Here is a 17430-nt window from a genome sequence, read left to right as displayed (position 1 = left end):
GGGGCGCAGTGTACCAGCTTTACAGGCCAATCGCCTCTTTCAGGCTTTTTAAATAGCGCCGGCTCACCGGCACCGTTTGCCCGGCGCGCATCAGCAGCTCCGCCTGACCATTCTCCTCCAGGCGAATCTCCTTCAGGTGCGCCATATTCACCAGATACTGGCGATGGCAGCGCAGCAACGGCGTGCGGCTCTCAAGGGTGCGCAGGGTCAGTTCGGTAAAGCCCTCTTTTCCCTCGCGGTCGGTCACGTAGATGCCGCTCATCCGGCTGCTGACGAAGGCCACATCCTCCATCTGCAGCAGCCAGATACGACTGTGGCCGGTACAGGGAATGTATTTCAGCGTCTGCTGAGCATCATCCAGCAGCGACACATCCTGCAGATTACGCTCCTGGCGCAGGCGGGCGAGGGTTTTCTCCAGCCGGGCAGCTTCAATCGGCTTCAGCAGATAGTCAAAGGCATGCTCCTCAAAGGCTTTCACCGCGTATTCATCAAAGGCGGTGAGAAACACGATATAGGGGCGGTGCTCCGGGTCGAGCATTCCGACCATCTCCAGACCGCTGATGCGCGGCATCTGGATGTCGAGAAACAGCACGTCGGGACGCAGCTTATGCACCGCACCAATGGCCTCCACCGCGTTGCCGCACTCGCCGACAATCTCGATATCGCGCTGTGTCTCCAGCAAAATGCGCAGGTTTTCCCGCGCCAGCGGCTCATCATCGACGATCAATACTCTCAGCATGCATTCTCCTCCAGGGGCAGACGTAGGGTGACACGGGTAAAGCGCTCCGGCTCGCAGGTGACGCTGATGCCGCAGTCGGCGCCAAAACGCGCCCGCAGCCGCCTGTCCACCAGATTCATCCCCAGCCCGCTGGCCTGGGGGTTGGCCCGGTACAGCCCGGCGTTATCTTCGATATCCAGCTGCAGCCAGCGATCGTCCTGGCTGGCGCGGATGGTAATTTCGCCGACGCCAAGATGTTGCGATGTACCATGCTTAATGGCGTTCTCCACGATCGGCTGCAGGGTAAAAGCCGGCAGCTGGTGATGCGCCAGCCCTTCCGGCACCGCCATCTGGATCTGCAGGTTAGCCTGAAAGCGAGCCTTCTCAATCTGCAGATAGGCGTTAACATGCTCGATCTCATCGGCAAGAGTGACAATTTCCGTCGGCCGTTTCAGGTTCTTGCGAAAGAAGGTCGACAGATACTGCACCAGCTGGCCGGCCTGATCGCTGTCGCGGCGGATCACCGCCTTCAGCGTGTTAAGCGCGTTAAACAGGAAGTGCGGGTTGACCTGGGCGTGCAGGAGCTTGATTTCGGATTGCGTCAGCAGCGCCTTCTGCCGCTCGTACTGTCCGGCGAGGATCTGCGCCGACAGCAGCTGGGCAATCCCCTCCCCGAGGGTGCGGTTGATCGAACTGAACAGGCGATTTTTCGCCTCATACAGTTTAATGGTGCCTATCACCCGTTGATTCTCGCCGCGCAGGGGGATCACCAGCGTCGACCCCAGCTTACAGTGCGGATGAATCGAGCAGCGGTAAGGCACCTCGTTGCCGTCGGCGTAGACCACCTCCCCGGTCTCAATCGCCCGTTGCGTATATGAGGAGGAAATAGGCTTGCCCGGCAGATGGTGGTCGTCGCCGATGCCGGTAAACGCCAGCAGCTTGTCGCGATCGGTGATCGCCACCGCGCCGATGTCCAGCTCCTGGATCAGCACCTGGGCCACCTTCATGCTGTTCTCTTCGTTGAATCCCTGACGCAGGATCCCCTCGGTGGACGCCGCCACCTTCAGCGCCGTGGCGGAAAAGGCGGAGGTGTACTTCTCAAACATCGCCCGTTTATCCAGCAGAATGCGCATAAACAGCGCCGCACCGACGGTATTGGTGACCATCATCGGCGCGGCAATGCTCTGCACCAGATGCAGGGCGTCCTGGAACGGGCGGGCAATCAGCAGAATGATCATCATCTGCACCAGCTCGGCCACGAAGGTGATCGCCCCGGCGGTCAGCGGGCTAAAGACTTTGTCCGGCCGGCCGCGTTTGACCAGCACGCTGTGCACCAGCCCGCCCAGCAGCCCCTCGACGATGGTGGAGACCATGCAGCTTAAGGCGGTCATTCCCCCCAGCGAGTAGCGGTGCAGGCCGCCGGTGAGCCCCACCAGCCCGCCGACCACCGGGCCGCCGAGCAGGCCGCCCATCACGGCGCCGATGGCGCGGGTGTTGGCGATGGAGTCTTCGATATGCAGACCGAAATAGGTCCCCATAATGCAGAAAATGGAGAAGGTGACGTAGCACAGCAGCTTGTGCGGCAGGCGAACGGTGACTTGCATCAGGGGGATAAACAGTCGGGTTTTGCTCATCAACCACGCGATGACCAAAAATACGCACATCTGCTGAAGCAGCAGCAACACCAGATCAAACTCGTACATACCCGCAAACCACACATGCCTGAAAGCGCGTACCATACCCTGCCTGGCGAAAACTTTCTTTGAAGCCCTGCATAAAAATGAAAAATGACGGCCAGGATCACACTTTTTGCGGCGCGTTGCGCAGCAAACGCGGCAAAAAGCCCGGCGCGGCGCGCTAAACCGCAATTAATGTTTCATTAACACCTGCGCTTCACCGTATAATCCCCCTGTTAACATCAGGAGCCTATTATGAAGCCAGCGAAAATCGCGGTCGTCACTCTCTTCTTACTTATGGCCATCGGCGGGATCAGCGGCGTAATGCTGGCCGGCTATTCCTTTATTGTGCGTGGCGGTGTCGGCTGATCCAGCGGGTCAGACGCTCAAACGCGCGGTCGACGATAATCGCCGCCAGGGCCACCAGCAGCGCCCCCTGAACAATATAGGCGGTATTAAAGCCGCTCAGGCCGATGATGATCGGCGTCCCGAGCGTACTGGCCCCCACCGTCGAGGCAATGGTCGCGGTACCAATATTGACGATGACCGAGGTGCGGATCCCCGCCAGGATCACCGGGGCCGCCAGCGGTAGTTCCACCTTATACAGACGCTGCCAGCCGGTCATTCCCATCCCTTCAGCCACGCCTGACACCCCAGGCGGTATCGAACCCAGCCCGGCCAGTGTCCCCTGCAGCACCGGCAGTATGCCATACAGCGCGAGGGCTATAAGCGCGGGCAGCCAGCCAAAGCCCAGCACCGGCACCGCCATCGCCAGCACCGCCACCGGCGGAAAGGTCTGACCGATAGCGGCGATGGTCTCCACCAGCGGACGAAACGCGCTGCCGGCGGGCCGGGTGACCGCCACCCCTGCCCCCAGCCCGATTGCCGTTGCCGCGAGGCTGGACGCCACCACCAGCCAGCCGTGATCGAGAGTGAGCGCCCAGAAGCTCTCCTGCTGGTAGACCGGCCGCGGCAGTTCCGGGAACAGCCGACTGAACAGCGGCGCGCTGTAGGGCAGCCCTGCCAGCAGGCCGATAAACAGCGCGATAAGCCACCACAGCGGCTCACGAAGCGCCTTCATGGCTCATCTCCTGGCGCAGCAGATCGGCAAAATGCAGCGTACCGCAGGGCCTGCCTTCGGCATCGACCACCGGCAGCGTCTCGCAGCGCCGGGCGACAAACTGCGACAGCGCTTCCCGCAGGGTCATGGTGACGGTCAGCCCCTCGCCCGCCAGCCGTTCGTCGGGACGCAAATAGTCCCCCACCTCGCGCAGCGACAGCAGGCGCACGCCCAGCTCGCTACGGCCAAAAAAGGTCTGTACAAAGCTATTTTTCGGTCGCAGGAGCATCTCCAGCGGCGCCCCCTGCTGGACCACCTCGCCCCCGTCCATCAGCACCAGGTGGTCCGCCAGACGCAGCGCTTCGTCAATATCATGGGTCACCAGCACAATCGTCCGTCCCAGCAGACGGTGGATGCGCAGCATCTCCTGCTGCAGCGCCTCGCGGGTCACCGGGTCGAGGGCGCCGAAGGGCTCATCCATCAACAGCACCTCCGGATCTGCCGCCAGCGCCCGCGCCACCCCCACCCGCTGCTGCTGGCCGCCGGAGAGCTGATGCGGGTAACGGTCGCGCAGCGTCGCCTCCAGCCCCAGCAGCGCCATCAGCTCGTCGATCCGGTCGGCGATCCTTGCCCGCGGCCATCTTTGCAACTGCGGCACGGTGGCGATATTCTGCGCCACCGTCCAGTGGGGAAACAGGCCGATGGACTGGATGGCATAGCCCATCCGCCGCCGCAGGGTCAGGACCGGCTGCTGGCGAATGTCCTCGCCGGCAAAGCGAATAGTGCCCCGGTCCGGCTCCAGCAGACGGTTGATCATCTTCAGCGTCGTCGACTTGCCCGAGCCGGAAGTCCCCACCAGCACCGAGAAAGCGCCTTCGCGCAGCTCCAGGGTCAGGTCCTTCACCGCCGGGTGGCCGGCAAACACTTTGCTGACCCCTTGAAATTCAATCATTGGCCTCTCCTTTTAGCCAGGCGCCCCACAGGGCGAACAGGGCATCCACCACCACCGCCAGGGCAATGGTCGGCACCACGCCCAGCAGCACCAGATCCAGCGCACTGCTCAGCAGCCCCTGAAAAACCAGCGCGCCAAAGCCGCCGGCGCCGATCAGCGCGGCCACTACCGCCATGCCGACGGTTTGCACGCTGACCACCCGCAGGCTGCGCAGCAGTACCGGCATCGCCAGCGGAAGCTGCACCTGACGAAAGCGCTGCCCGGCGCTCATGCCCATTGCCGTCGCGCTTTCCAGGGCATCCTGCGGTACCTGCTGCAGGCCGGTCACCACCCCGCGCACCAGCGGCAGTAGCGCATAGAGAGTGAGAGCGATCAGGGCTGGCGCCACGCCGGTCCCGGAGACGCCCAGCTCGCCCAGCGTCGGGAAATAACGCGCCAGACCGGCAAGCGGCGCAATCAGCAGGCCAAAAAGCGCTACCGACGGAATAGTCTGGATCACATTGAGCGCGGTGAAAGCCGGCGCCTGCCAGCGCGGACGCCGCCACAGCCATACCCCCAGCGGCAGGCCAATCAGCAGGCCCGGCAGCAGGGTGCCGAACAGCAGAAGCAGATGCTGGCGCAGGGCGTCATCAAATACCTCCTGACGGTTGGCATACTCCTTCAGCAAGGAGAGCTGATCGAGCGCCCCGATAGCGAGCAGGATGATGGGCAACAGCCAGACTTGCGCATTGAGCAGCCAGCGCCAGAGCGGCCGGACGGTAAGATGACGGATGGCCTCGCTGGCCAGCAGCAGACAAAGCGCCAGCGACAGCCAAAGGCCGCTGCCGGGCGAGGTGCGCGCCAGCGGCGAGCCATGGCGGGAGAGCTCAAGCGCCGCCTGGCCGCTGCCCCAGATAAGCAGCGGGAAGAGCAGTTCGGCCAGCAGCAGGTGGAGAAGCGGCGCGGCCCTGCCTGGCAGCCAGCAAAGCAGCATCCCGGCAAGGGCCGCCGCCAGCTGAACGCCGGCGAGCCAGGGCATTACCTGCCACAGCCCGCGCCCTTCGCCGGAGAGTAAGCGATTCGGCGCGTAAGTAATAAACGGCAGCGCCAGCGTAACCAGCAGCAGACCTGTCAGCAGCAGGCCGACGCGGTGAGTACAGCGAATGGTCACCGGTGGCTTACTTCAGCAGGCCTTTCTGCTGCAGATAATCTGCCGCCACGCGCTTCGCATCCTGGCCTTCCACCGCGATGCGGGCGTTGAGCTGCTGCAGGGTCTTTTCATCGAGGCTGGCGAAGACCGGCTGCAGCCAGTCGGCGATCTGCGGGTAGGCTTTCAGCACCGTCTCGCGCACCACCGGCGTTGGGGCGTAAATCGGCTGCACGCCCTGCGGGTCGCTCAGCGTCTGTAATCCCAGAGCCGCCACCGGGCCGTCGGTGCCGTAGGCCATCGCCGCGTTGACACCGGAGGTCTGCTGCGCCGCCGCTTTGATGGTCACCGCCGTATCGCCCCCGGCCAGCGACAGCAGCTGGTTCTGGTTGAGGTTGAAGCCATACGCTTTTTCAAACGCCGGCAGCGCGTCCGGGCGCTCAATAAACTCCGCCGAAGCCGCCAGCTTAAATTCGCCGCCCTGCTTCAGGTAGCGACTGAGGTCGGCCAGCGAGGTCAGCTTATTTTTCTCCGCCAGGTCCTGGCGCACGGCGATAGTCCAGGTGTTGTTGGCCGGCGCCGGGGTGAGCCATACCAGCTGATGTTTCTCCTGATCGAGGCGCTTCACCTTCTCATAGCCCTGTTGGGCATTCTTCCACGCCGGGTCGTTTTCATCTTTGAAGAAGAAGGCGCCATTGCCGGTATATTCCGGGTAGATATCCAGCTCGCCGGCGACAATCGCCCCGCGCACCACCGGCGTGGTGCCGAGCTGGATTTTATTAATCGTTTTTACGCCGTGGCTTTCCAGCACCTGCTGGATCATATTGCCCAGCAGCGCGCCTTCGGTATCAATTTTCGAGCCGACCTTCACCGGCTCCGCCGCCTGCAGCGGTAAACTTATCAGGGCGGCCAGCGCCAGCGCGCCGGACCATGTCGTTGCCATCTTCATCCCGCATCCCTCAGTTCTTTTGCGCTTCGCTTACAGAAGCTTAAGAGAAAAGCGTAGCCCATTTGCCAGCGATGCGAAAAAGAAAAGGCCGATTAATCGGCCTTTAAAGCGTGACGTTGGACTTAAGAGCGATGCCTTACAGCAGCTCAAACTCGCTCTGCTTCACGCGGGCGGAGTCCACGCCGATAAAGACATTGAATTTGCCCGGCTCAGCAACGTATTTCATTTGCTGATTCCAGAACTTCAGCGCGCCGACGTCGATTGGGAAGCTAACGGTTTGCGTTTCGCCCGGTTTGAGGGTGACCTTTTTAAAGCCGCGCAGCATTTTCACCGGCCGGCTCATGGAGGCGGTGACGTCCTGCAGGTAGAGCTGGATCACCGTCGCCCCTTCGCGATTGCCGGTGTTGGTCACCTGCACGCTGGCGGTCACGCTGCCATCGCGCGGCATGGTGGCCGACGACATGTTGACATCGGAGACGCTAAAGGTGGTGTAGCTCAGGCCGTAACCAAACGGATACAGCGGGCCATTGGCTTCATCGAAGTAACGCGAGGTGTACTTGTTCGGCTTCTCCGGATTATACGGCCGGCCGGTATTCAGGTGGCTGTAGTAGGTTGGGATCTGCCCCACCGAGCGCGGGAAAGACATCGGCAGCTTGCCCGACGGGTTGTAGTCGCCAAACAGCACGTCGGCGATGGCGTGGCCGCCTTCGGTGCCAGCAAACCAGGTCTCCAGCAGCGCATCGGCTTGCTGATCCTCTTTCACCAGCGCCAGCGGACGCCCGTTCATCAGCACCAGCACCAGCGGTTTGCCGGTGGCTTTAAGAGCGGCAATCAGATTGCGCTGGCTCTGCGGCAGGGTGATATCGGTCCGGCTGGAGGCCTCATGCGCCATGCCCTGCGCCTCGCCCACCACGGCGACCACCACATCGGATTGCTTCGCCGCCGCGACCGCTTCGTCGATCATTTCCTGCGGCGAGCGTGGGTCAACCTGCACCGCGTTCTCATACAAATTGAGGAAATCGACAATGCCTTTGTCATCGGTAACGTTCGCCCCTTTGGCGTAAATCACTTTGCCGTTATCGCCCAGCGCTTCTTTGATGCCGGTCAGGACGGTCACCGACTGGTCGGCCACCCCGGCCGCGGACCAGCTGCCCATCATGTCGCGCTTGCTGTCCGCCAGCGCGCCCACCACCGCGATAGTGCCGGATTTTTTCAGCGGCAGCGTATCAAGACGGTTCTTCAGCAGCACCAGGCTCTCGCGAGCCACTTCGCGCGCCTCTTTACGATGCAGACGACTTTCCGCATTGGTGTCCTGCGGGTCAGAATCTTTCGGTCCCAGGTGGCTGTAGGGATCGTTGAACAGTCCCATATCATATTTCACGTTGAGCACGTGTCGGGTGGCATCATCCAGCTCGGCCATGGTCACCTTGCCGGACTTCACCAGCCCCGGCAGGTACTTGCTGTAATACTCGTCGCTCATGCTCATGTTGATGCCGGACTTCAGCGCTACGCGCACCGCGTCTTCCGGGTCGGAGGCCACGCCGTGCTTAATCAACTCTTTGATGGCGCCGTGGTCGGAAACGGTGATGCCTTTAAAGCCCCACTGGTCGCGCAGGACGTCTTTCAGCAGCCAGGAATCAGAGGTCGCCGGGGTGCCGTTCAGCGAGTTCAGGGCTACCATCACCGCGCCGCTGCCGGCATCAAGCCCGGCTTTATACGGCGGCATATAGTCGTTGAACAGGCGCTGCGGGCTCATGTCGACCGTATTGTACTCTTTCCCGCCCTCCACCGCGCCGTAGGCGGCGAAATGCTTGACGCTGGTCATCACCGAATAGCGGTCCGCCGGGCTCTTGCCCTGCATCGACTCCACCATCGCCTGGCCCATCATCGTGGTCAGATAGGTGTCTTCCCCGAACCCTTCGGAAGCGCGTCCCCAGCGCGGGTCGCGGGAGACGTCGACCATCGGCGCCCAGGTCATGTTCAAGCCGTCATCGGCGGCTTCATAAGCTGACACGCGGCCCACGGTCTTCACCGCATCAAGGTTAAACGACGAGGCCAGGCCGAGGCTTATCGGAAACACGGTACGCTGACCGTGCAGCACATCGTAGGCAAAGAACAGCGGGATCTTCAGGCGGCTAAGCTGCATCACCTGATCCTGCATTACACGGATATCCGGGCGGGTAACGGTGTTAAAAATCGCCCCCACCTGACCGTTCTTGATCATTTCACGGATCGCCTCTTTCGGGTTATCCGGGCCAACGCTTATCAGACGCAGCTGGCCGATTTTCTCGTCCACCGTCATTTTTTTCAGCAGGTCGGTGACAAAGGCATCCCGCGCCTGCGGGGTCAGGGGGTGGTTACCAAACAGTTCATCCGCCAGCGCGGGTTGCAGCGCCAGACTCACGGCGACGCCTACAGTGCAGAGCCATTTCATTGTTATCTCGCTTTATCTCAGACGGGGACTCGGTAAAACATAATAAAAACCGCAGTTTGCCATATATATAAACAACGCGCCCGCAGAATGCTAAGGTTCTTCTCTGATTTTTGCGAAACATTCATGCATCAAATTGTCATACAAAGCGCTATGCTTATCCTCGATATTTCGCGCACCACCACAAGGAGTGGAACATGTCATCTGCACCCACTGACACCCATAAAACGTTTCTGGCTGACCTGGCGCGCCTGGTTGGCCCTTCGCATCTGCTGACCGACCCGGCAAAAACCCAGCGCTACCGCAAGGGCTTCCGCTCCGGTCAGGGCGAGGCCCTGGCGGTTGTCTTTCCCGGTACCCTGCTGGAGCTCTGGCGCGTGCTCAACGCCTGCGTAGACGCCGATAAAATAATTCTGATGCAGGCGGCCAACACCGGCCTGACCGAAGGTTCGACCCCCAACGGCAATGATTACGATCGCGAGATCGTGATTATCAGCACCCTGCGCCTGGACAAACTGCATCTGCTGGACAAAGGCGAGCAGGTGCTGGCCTGGCCCGGCACCACCCTCTATTCGCTGGAAAAAGCGCTCAAACCGCTGGGACGCGAACCGCACTCGGTGATCGGTTCGTCATGCATCGGCGCATCGGTCATCGGCGGGATCTGCAACAACTCCGGCGGCTCGCTGGTGCAGCGCGGGCCGGCCTACACTGAGATGTCGCTGTTCGCGCAGATTGACGCCGACGGCAAGCTGAAGCTGGTCAATCATCTGGGTATCGATCTCGGCAGCACGCCGGAGCAGATCCTCAGCCGCCTCGACGACGAACGGATTAGCGATAGCGATGTCCTGCACGACGGCCGCCACGCCCACGATCACGACTATGTCACCCGCGTGCGCGATGTCGATGCCGACACCCCGGCGCGCTATAACGCCGACCCGGACCGCCTGTTCGAATCCTCCGGCTGCGCCGGCAAGCTGGCGGTTTTCGCCGTGCGTCTCGATACTTTCCCGGCGGAAAAGCGCCAGCAGGTGTTTTACATTGGCACCAACCAGCCGCAGGTATTGACCGAGATCCGCCGCCATATCCTCGCCGAGTTCCAGCATCTGCCGGTGGCGGGGGAATATATGCACCGCGATATTTACGATATCGCCGAGAAGTATGGCAAAGACACCTTCCTGATGATCGACAAGCTCGGCACCGACAAAATGCCGTTCTTCTTCACCATGAAGGGGCGCACCGACGCGATGCTGGAGAAAGTCTCGCTGTTTAAGCCGCACTTTACCGACCGCTTTATGCAGAAGCTCGGCCACGTCTTCCCGGCGCATTTACCGGAGCGGATGAAAACCTGGCGCGATAAATATGAACATCATCTGCTGCTGAAGATGGCTGGCGACGGCATCGAAGAAGCGCAGCGTTGGTTGACGGAGTACTTCCAGCAGGCCGAGGGGGATTTCTTCGCCTGTACGCCGGAGGAAGGCAGCAAGGCGTTCCTCCATCGCTTTGCCGCCGCCGGCGCGGCGATCCGCTATCAGGCGGTGCATGCCGACGAAGTCGAAGATATTCTGGCGCTGGATATCGCCCTGCGCCGTAACGATACCGAGTGGTTCGAACATCTGCCGCCCGAAATCGACAGCCAGCTGGTGCATAAGCTCTACTATGGCCACTTTATGTGCCATGTGTTCCATCAGGATTACATCGTCAGGAAAGGGGTCGACGCCCACGCGCTGAAGGAAAAAATGCTGGAGTTACTGAAAGCGCGCGGCGCCCAGTATCCGGCGGAGCATAACGTGGGTCATCTGTATGAGGCCCCGGAGAGCCTGCAGCAGTTCTATCGCCAGAACGATCCCACCAACAGCATGAACCCGGGGATTGGTAAAACCAGCAAGCAGAAATACTGGGGTGAAGCGGCCCCGACGCCAGCCTCTCCGGCGGATCCGCAATAATCGACGGCAGGACTATTCAGCCTGGCGCTTCTGTATTACGCTGCACGCCGGAGAATGTTTCTCCGGCAGATTCAGGAGCGCCGCCATGCCCGCAGAGGCCCCGTTACTCGACAGTGATTTAGAAATTCGCGAAGCGCTGCCCGACGATGCGCACGCCATCGCCGCGCTGTATGTCTGGCACGTACTTAATGGCCGCGCCTCCTTCGAAGAGATCCCCCCCACCGTTGACGAAATGCGTAAACGGATCCAGACCGTGCGCGACAACGGGCTGCCGTGGCTGGTAGCGCTGTGGCGCGGGGCTATCGTCGGCTACTGCTATGCCACCTTCTATCGCCCGCGTCCGGCCTATCGCTACACCCTCGAGGAATCGATATACGTGGAATCCGGAATGGGCGGACGCGGCATCGGCAGCGCGCTGCTGTCCAGGCTAATCGCTGAGTGCGAGAAAGGCCCGTGGCGGCAGATGCTGGCGATCATCGGCGATGGCCATAACAATGCCGGCTCGCTGGCGATCCATAAAAAGTTCGGCTTTACCGTGGCGGGTCAGCTGCGCAGCGTCGGCTACAAGATGGGCGACTGGCGGGATACGTTGATTATGCAGCGCGCGCTGGGTGACGGCGACTGGACGCTGCCGGAGTGATATCCGGCGTCAAATCCCCGGCTCGCGGCGTAAACGCCTTAGCCGGGCTACCGTTCAGCGCGGTTCCGGAGAGGCGTCAGCCGCCATCCGCCACAAACACCGGCACTCGACCTGATTGCCCGGCGGCGCTGCGCTTGCCGGGCCTACGAAAGGGGCAAACCCGGCGCCAAATCACGTAGGCCGGATAAGGCGCGAGACGCCATCCGGCACACACGCGGCACGGTGTCGGCTATATTGCCCGGCGGCGCTGCGCTTGCCGGGCCTACGAAAGGGGCGAACCCGGCGCCAAATCACGTAGCCCGGATAAGGCGCAATGCGCCGCCATCCGGGAGACATGCAGATTAATCGTTCTGCGCGGTCTGCGCGCCGCCTTTCAGCATCGCCTCCGCCATCTGCGCTTCGCGCTGCTTTTTATAGCTCAGCGCCGAGGCGGGTACCGGCATTACCTTCCCGGTTTCAATCCAGGTCCGCAAGCGGCTGGCGTCAGCGAAGTGGGTATATTTGCCGAAGGCATCCATCACCACCAGCGCCACCGGACGTTGGTTAATCACCGTGCGCATAATCAGGCAGTGGCCGGCAGCGTTGGTGAAGCCGGTTTTGGTCAGCTGAATGTTCCAGTTATCGCGATACACCAGATGGTTGGTGTTGCGGAACGGCAGGCTGTAGGCCGGATGGGCGAAGGTGGCGGTCTCTTCTTTGGTGGTGCTCAGCTGGCCGATCAGCGGATACTGCTCGCTGGCGATCAGCAGTTTGGTCAGATCGCGGGCGGTGGAGACGTTATGCACCGACAGGCCGGTGGGCTCCACGTAGCGGGTATGGGTCATGCCCAGCGCCTGGGCTTTGGCGTTCATCGCGCGAATAAAAGCGTCGTAGCCGCCCGGATAGTGATGCGCCAGGCTGGCGGCCGCGCGGTTCTCGGAAGACATCAGCGCCAGCAGCAGCATATCGCGGCGACTAATCTGGCTGTTGAGGCGCACGCGGGAGTAGATCCCCTTCATTTCCGGCGTATGGCTGATATCCACCGTCAGCATCTCATCCAGCGGCAGATGGGCATCGAGCACCACCATGGCCGTCATCACTTTGGTGATCGACGCCATCGGGCGCACCAGATCCGGCTGGCTGGCATAAATGATTTTTTTCGTGGCCAGATCGACGATCATGGCGCTGCCGGAGGCAATTTCCGGCTGCGAGGCGGTCACCGCCGTCGGGGTTTTTGCTAACGCCTGGGGCGCAAAAGGCACAGCCAGCAGCAAGGTCAGGCTGAGCAAAGAGACTCGAAATTTCGGCATCATGGGCATTCTGAAAAGTATTTTTGCACGTTATGGAACGTACGCCGCGAGGTTAAGTGGGCAACTTCGCTGGCAAACGCCATCATACCGCGCCGTAAGGCCCTGTGCCTAATAAGAATCGTGAAGAAATGCTGCATTGCCGACATAAAATACATATTTGCCGGCAATGCATATTTACCCGTGTCGCCCGATCAGAAGAGTCGGTAGCCATACCCCCAGAGCACCACGGTGATGGCCAGCAGCACTTCCAGCACCAGTACCCCAATAGCTAGCGTCGAGCTGGCAAAGCTTAACCCCTCTTCCCGATTAATGCTCAGGAAGGTCGGAATGCCGAGATACAGCAGATACCCGGTATAGAACAGCGCAATAGTACCGACCAGCGCGCACAGCCAGACCAGCGGATAGAGCGCCACAATCCCGCTCAGAAACAGCGGGGTGGCGACGTAGCCGGCAAACACCATGCAGCGTTTCAGGGAAGGCTGCTGCGGATACTGCCTCGCCATCCACCAGATGACCCGCCCCATGATCGCCACCCCGGCGAGCATCACGGCGTAAAACAGCACCGCCAGCGCCAGTCCGGTCAGCATCGACAGTTTAATCACGGTGCCATCGCCGAAGTTCCAGCCCAGCTGCGTGGTGCCGATAAAGGCGCAGATTACCGGAACCGCCGCCATCAGCAGCACATGATGCGTATAGTGATGAGAAATGGTTTCATTCTCGCTCTTAATCACGCTCATTTCCCGGTTGGGATGAGCGAAGAGCCCCCAGACATGGTTCATAGCGTCCCCCTTGTCACGGCTTCGTACTGCACTGATCCAAGTATAATTCACCCTGTAGATTATTTTATGTACAGCACAGAAAATTCTGCGTCGCCGCGTTTTGGTCAGCAGGGTGTATGATTAAGAGGTGATGAGGTAAGGAGAAAAGCTTTTTATGGATATCAATCACCTGATTTCCCAGTATGGCTACGCGGCGCTGATCGTCGGCAGCATGGCGGAAGGTGAGACCATTACCCTGCTGGGCGGCGTCGCGGCGCATCAGGGGCTACTGAAATTTCCCCTGGTGGTGATCGCCGTCGCCCTCGGCGGGATGATTGGCGATCAGCTGCTCTATCTGGTCGGTCGCCGCTTCGGGGGACGCATCCTGCGCCGTTTCGCCAGTCAGAAAGCGCGGATCCGTAAAGCGCAGCGTATGATCCAGCACCGGCCGTGGCTGTTTGTCATCGGCACCCGCTTTATGTATGGCTTCCGGGTAATCGGCCCCCTGCTGATCGGCGCCAGCCGCCTGCCGCCGCGCATTTTCCTGCCGCTGAATATTGTCGGAGCGCTGGTGTGGGCCCTGCTGTTTACCACCATTGGCTATCTCGGCGGCGAGGTGGTTGGCCCGTGGCTGCATCATCTGGACGCCCATCTGAAGCACTGGATCTGGCTGATCCTCGCGGTGGTGGTGGTGGTGGCCGCCCACTGGTGGCTCAGGCGGCGCGAGAGTAAGAAGAAAGACTAAGCGGCGCGCCCGCGGGCGCACCGTGGTTGGCGGTTACTTCACCGTCTGGTGGTAGCCGCCGCCGAGGGCCGAGGTCAGCTGAATGCTGGCGTCAATCCACTGGCCGTGCAGGCGCAATGCGGTGATCCGTTCCTGCAGCGCCGGGAGCTTCGCCATACTGACTCTGGAGCCAGGTAAGATCCCCGCCGCCATTCGGGCCTGCGCCAGATCTACTACCCGCTGAGCGTCTTTTTCAACCTGCTGCTGCTGCTGGCTTTTGGCCATTAATGTTTCGACCTGGCTGGCGGTTTTCGCCACCTGGTTAACGGCATCCACCACCGCTTTGTTGTACTGGGCGATCGACAGGCTATTCTGCGCGCTGGCGATATCCAGGTTGGCGTTAAGGCGGCCGCTGTCAAAGATCGGCAGCGTCAACCCGGCAGTAACGCCCATCTGCTGCGCCGAATGGCGGAAAAGATCGCTTAAGTGCAGGGCATCCTGCTGCAGGAACGCCATCAGATTGATGTCCGGATAAAATGCCGCTTTCGCCGCGTCCACTTCGCTCAGGGACGCCTCAATATACCAGTGGGCGACCTGCAGATCCGGGCGGCGCGCCAGCAGCTCATAGCCGAGGGTATCTGGCAGCTGCGCGCTGACCGTTGGCAGGCTGGCGGGTTTGAGGTTTAGCGACTGGCTCTGGCTGTTGGTCAGGGCCATCAGCCGCGCTTCAATCTCTTTCATCGTGCCCGTCACGTCCGCCAGCTGCTGGTCGGTTTTGCTGACGTTAATATCGTTCTCCGCCCCTTCGGCGGAGTTAGTGATCCCGCGCTGATACAGGGCCTTGTCGACCGTCACAATATTATTTTGCTCGTTTTTCACCTGCTGCAGCACCGCTTTGATCGCCGCTTCCGTCTGCCACTGCCAGTACAGACGCGCCACGCTGCCGGAGAGCAGCTCACGGGTCTGGGCCTGTTCAGCAACCTGGGCTTTCAGCTCGCCGATACGCGCTTTCACCAGCGCACGGTTTTTGCCCCACAGATCGAGATCCCAACCGGCGGTCAGGCCAAAGGTACCGTTGGTGTACCACGGGCCGGTATTGCCGTCGGTGTCGGTAGCAAACGGTCCCATCAGGCCTTCGGCCGACATGCGCTGGCGTTCAATATCGGCGGAGAAATCCATCTCCGGGCCAAGATTCGCCTGCGACATTCGCGCCTGCGCTTCGGCAAGCCTGATGCGCTGTTCGGCAATCTGCATATCCGGCGCGTTGGCCAACGCTCGCTGAATCAGATTATTAAGCTGTGGGTCATGGTAATCTTTCCACCAGTCAGTCTGCGGCCAGCCATTTTTCACGGCGGCAGGGAGATCCATGGAAACATGGGAGGCTGGAATTTGCTGCTGCGGCGGATTAGCAACCTCATGAGATGGCGCGCAGCCAGCCAGCGCGATGGCCAGGGGCAATGCCGCCAGCACGCTTTTATTTAATATCAATTTCATTGGACAGGTCAGATAACTTAATCAGGTTGGTTATCATAAGTTAATTGAATTAAACGCGTTTAGTAAAGCGTGTGACTAAATTATTAGTTTGCTAAAAATAAACAACCTTATCAATTCAAGGGATGAATATAAGCCGGCATCTTTTAACGAGCCGCACCTCTTTTCCATCCTGCCCGCTCTGGATGAAGAGAAAGAACCTCCGATGACCTTTTTACTGCGCGCGCGTAAACCGGCTAATCTCCCGCCCGGCGATGGCCGGGCGGGCATTCTTTAGGCTTTCAGGCTGGCGCCGCGGCTGGCAATCACCTCTTTATACCAGCCAAAGCTCTTCTTCTTACTGCGCGCCAGGGTGCCGGTACCGTCATCATGGCGGTCGACATAGATAAAGCCGTAGCGCTTCGACAGCTCCGCCTTTGAGGCGCTCACCAGGTCAATCGGTCCCCAGCTGGTAAAGCCCATCAGCTCAACGCCATCGTCAATGGCTTCCCGCGCCTGCACCAGGTGGTCGTTCAGGTAACTGATGCGGTAGTCATCGTTAATGCTGCCGTCGGCTTCCACCTTATCTTTGGCGCCCAGACCGTTTTCCACGATAAACAGCGGCTTCTGGTAGCGATCCCACAGCACGTTCAGCAGCGTGCGCAGGCCCAGCGGGTCTATCTGCCAGCCCCACTCCGAGCTCGCCAGGTGCGGGTTCGGCACCATGCTGAGAATATTGCCGCGCGCCTGCTGGTTCAGCGCCTCGTCGGCGGTGACGCAGCCGGTCATGTAGTAGCTGAAGGAGATAAAGTCGACGGTGGTTTTTAGCGCTTCACGATCGGCGTCGGTGATGGTGAGCGTGATGCCGTTGTCACGGAAATAGCGCTGCATATAGCCCGGGTACGCGCCGCGCGCCTGTACGTCGCCGAAGAACTGCCAGCTGCGGTTCTCCTGCAGCGTCTCAAACACATCCTCCGGTTTGCAGCTCAGGGGATACATCAGCCCGCCGAGCAGCATATTGCCGATTTTGCCCTCAGGCACCAGCTCATGACAGGCTTTGACCGCCAGCGCGCTGGCCACCAGCTGGTGGTGAATCGCCTGATACACCTCGCCTTTGCTGCTGCCGGCCGGCAGGCCGACGCCGGTCATCGGGGCATGCAGCGACATATTGATTTCGTTAAAGGTCAGCCACAGTTTGACCTTATTTTTATAGCGGCTGAACACCGTCCGGGCGTAGCGCTCAAAGAAGCCAATCACCTCCCGGCTGCCCCAGCCGCCGTAGTTTTTTACCAGCGCCCATGGCATTTCATAATGCGACAGCGTCACCAGCGGGGTGATGCTGTGCTTCGCCATCTCGTCGAACAGCTTGTCGTAGAACGCGAGGCCGGCTTCGTTCGGCTCGGCGTCGTCGCCGTTGGGGTAGATGCGGGTCCAGGCGATGGAGACTCGCAGGCAGTTAAAGCCCATCTCGGCAAACAGGGCAATATCTTCCGGATAGCGATGGTAAAAATCGATCGCCACATCTTTTATGCCGCTGTCGCCGGGTACGCGCTCGACCACTTCGCCGAACACGCCGTGCGGCTGCACATCGGAGGTGGATAAGCCTTTGCCATCTTCCAGATAAGCACCTTCCACCTGATTGGCCGCGGTCGCGCCGCCCCATAAAAAATCCGTCGGGAATGTTTTCATCTTTT

General features: G+C 60.6%; 15 protein-coding genes. 4 read left to right on the top strand and 11 right to left on the bottom strand.

Annotated features, from left to right (window positions below; genetic code table 11):
- Positions 1–19: 19 nt before the first annotated feature.
- Both btsR and OHJ17_RS08190 read right to left on the bottom strand, forming a co-directional pair.
- Complete coding sequence (gene btsR, locus OHJ17_RS08195) at positions 20–739, bottom strand: two-component system response regulator BtsR (protein WP_004144215.1); 720 nt, start codon at positions 737–739, stop codon at positions 20–22.
- Entirely contained in the window at positions 733–2421 is a 1689-nt protein-coding gene (locus OHJ17_RS08190; protein ID WP_002912760.1) for a sensor histidine kinase, read from the bottom strand. The genes btsR and OHJ17_RS08190 overlap by 7 nt, the downstream gene beginning before the upstream one ends.
- A 228-nt stretch (positions 2422–2649) precedes the next feature.
- Between OHJ17_RS08190 and OHJ17_RS08185 the strand changes: the two genes are divergently transcribed.
- The gene (locus OHJ17_RS08185) at positions 2650–2763 is read left to right on the top strand and encodes a protein YohO (RefSeq protein WP_002912762.1); all 114 of its coding nucleotides are present in this window, start codon (positions 2650–2652) and stop codon (positions 2761–2763) included.
- On the opposite strand, the gene OHJ17_RS08180 is transcribed toward OHJ17_RS08185, so the two are convergent.
- The 5 genes from OHJ17_RS08180 to bglX all read right to left on the bottom strand — a co-directional run bounded on the left by OHJ17_RS08180 (position 2738) and on the right by bglX (position 8915).
- A complete protein-coding gene (locus OHJ17_RS08180; protein WP_004151128.1) occupies positions 2738–3475 on the bottom strand; it encodes an ABC transporter permease in 738 nt (245 codons plus the stop codon). The genes OHJ17_RS08185 and OHJ17_RS08180 overlap by 26 nt on opposite strands.
- A complete protein-coding gene (locus OHJ17_RS08175) occupies positions 3459–4406 on the bottom strand; it encodes an ABC transporter ATP-binding protein (protein ID WP_004149083.1) in 948 nt (315 codons plus the stop codon). The genes OHJ17_RS08180 and OHJ17_RS08175 overlap by 17 nt, the downstream gene beginning before the upstream one ends.
- Positions 4399–5556, bottom strand: coding sequence for an ABC transporter permease (locus OHJ17_RS08170; protein WP_004144224.1), 1158 nt, complete (start codon positions 5554–5556; stop codon positions 4399–4401). The genes OHJ17_RS08175 and OHJ17_RS08170 overlap by 8 nt, the downstream gene beginning before the upstream one ends.
- A gap of 7 nt (positions 5557–5563) precedes the next feature.
- A complete protein-coding gene (locus OHJ17_RS08165) occupies positions 5564–6481 on the bottom strand; it encodes a glycine betaine ABC transporter substrate-binding protein OsmF (protein ID WP_039819413.1) in 918 nt (305 codons plus the stop codon).
- A 136-nt stretch (positions 6482–6617) separates the two neighbouring features.
- Positions 6618–8915 carry a beta-glucosidase BglX gene (gene bglX / locus OHJ17_RS08160; RefSeq protein ID WP_021470311.1) on the bottom strand — a complete coding sequence of 766 codons (2298 nt, stop codon included), beginning with the start codon at positions 8913–8915 and terminating at the stop codon, positions 6618–6620.
- Positions 8916–9109: 194 nt separating this feature from the next.
- Here bglX and dld point away from each other — a divergent pair, with 194 nt between their 5' ends.
- Positions 9110–10855: a D-lactate dehydrogenase gene (gene dld / locus OHJ17_RS08155; RefSeq protein WP_002912827.1), complete on the top strand. Its 1746-nt coding sequence runs from the start codon at positions 9110–9112 to the stop codon at positions 10853–10855.
- A gap of 85 nt (positions 10856–10940) precedes the next feature.
- On the top strand, positions 10941–11495 hold the full coding sequence (locus tag OHJ17_RS08150) for a GNAT family N-acetyltransferase (protein ID WP_002912829.1): 555 nt from the start codon (positions 10941–10943) through the stop codon (positions 11493–11495).
- Between the two features lie 341 nt (positions 11496–11836).
- On the opposite strand, the gene pbpG is transcribed toward OHJ17_RS08150, so the two are convergent.
- Both pbpG and OHJ17_RS08140 read right to left on the bottom strand, forming a co-directional pair.
- Complete coding sequence (gene pbpG, locus OHJ17_RS08145; protein ID WP_004180615.1) at positions 11837–12787, bottom strand: D-alanyl-D-alanine endopeptidase; 951 nt, start codon at positions 12785–12787, stop codon at positions 11837–11839.
- Positions 12788–12975: 188 nt separating this feature from the next.
- Positions 12976–13563, bottom strand: a complete 588-nt coding sequence (locus OHJ17_RS08140; RefSeq protein WP_002912831.1) for a Yip1 family protein — start codon at positions 13561–13563, stop codon at positions 12976–12978.
- Positions 13564–13717: 154 nt separating this feature from the next.
- On the opposite strand from OHJ17_RS08140, the gene OHJ17_RS08135 reads away from it, so the two are divergent.
- Positions 13718–14287 (top strand): DedA family protein, encoded by a 570-nt coding sequence (locus tag OHJ17_RS08135; RefSeq protein WP_002912833.1) that lies wholly within the window; start codon positions 13718–13720, stop codon positions 14285–14287.
- 33 nt (positions 14288–14320) lie between these two features.
- Here OHJ17_RS08135 and mdtQ read toward each other — a convergent pair whose 3' ends face one another.
- Both mdtQ and OHJ17_RS08125 read right to left on the bottom strand, forming a co-directional pair.
- On the bottom strand, positions 14321–15760 hold the full coding sequence (mdtQ, locus tag OHJ17_RS08130; RefSeq protein WP_004149095.1) for a multidrug resistance outer membrane protein MdtQ: 1440 nt from the start codon (positions 15758–15760) through the stop codon (positions 14321–14323).
- 270 nt (positions 15761–16030) lie between these two features.
- Positions 16031–17425, bottom strand: a complete 1395-nt coding sequence (locus OHJ17_RS08125) for a glycoside hydrolase family 1 protein (RefSeq protein WP_015958733.1) — start codon at positions 17423–17425, stop codon at positions 16031–16033.
- Positions 17426–17430: the final 5 nt, after the last annotated feature.

This window comes from Klebsiella sp. KP20-425-1, from assembly GCF_025813515.1.
GTDB lineage: Bacteria > Pseudomonadota > Gammaproteobacteria > Enterobacterales > Enterobacteriaceae > Klebsiella > Klebsiella pneumoniae.
The sequence above is the reverse complement of the archived record's forward strand: the minus strand, read 5'-3'. Positions and strand labels throughout refer to the sequence as shown.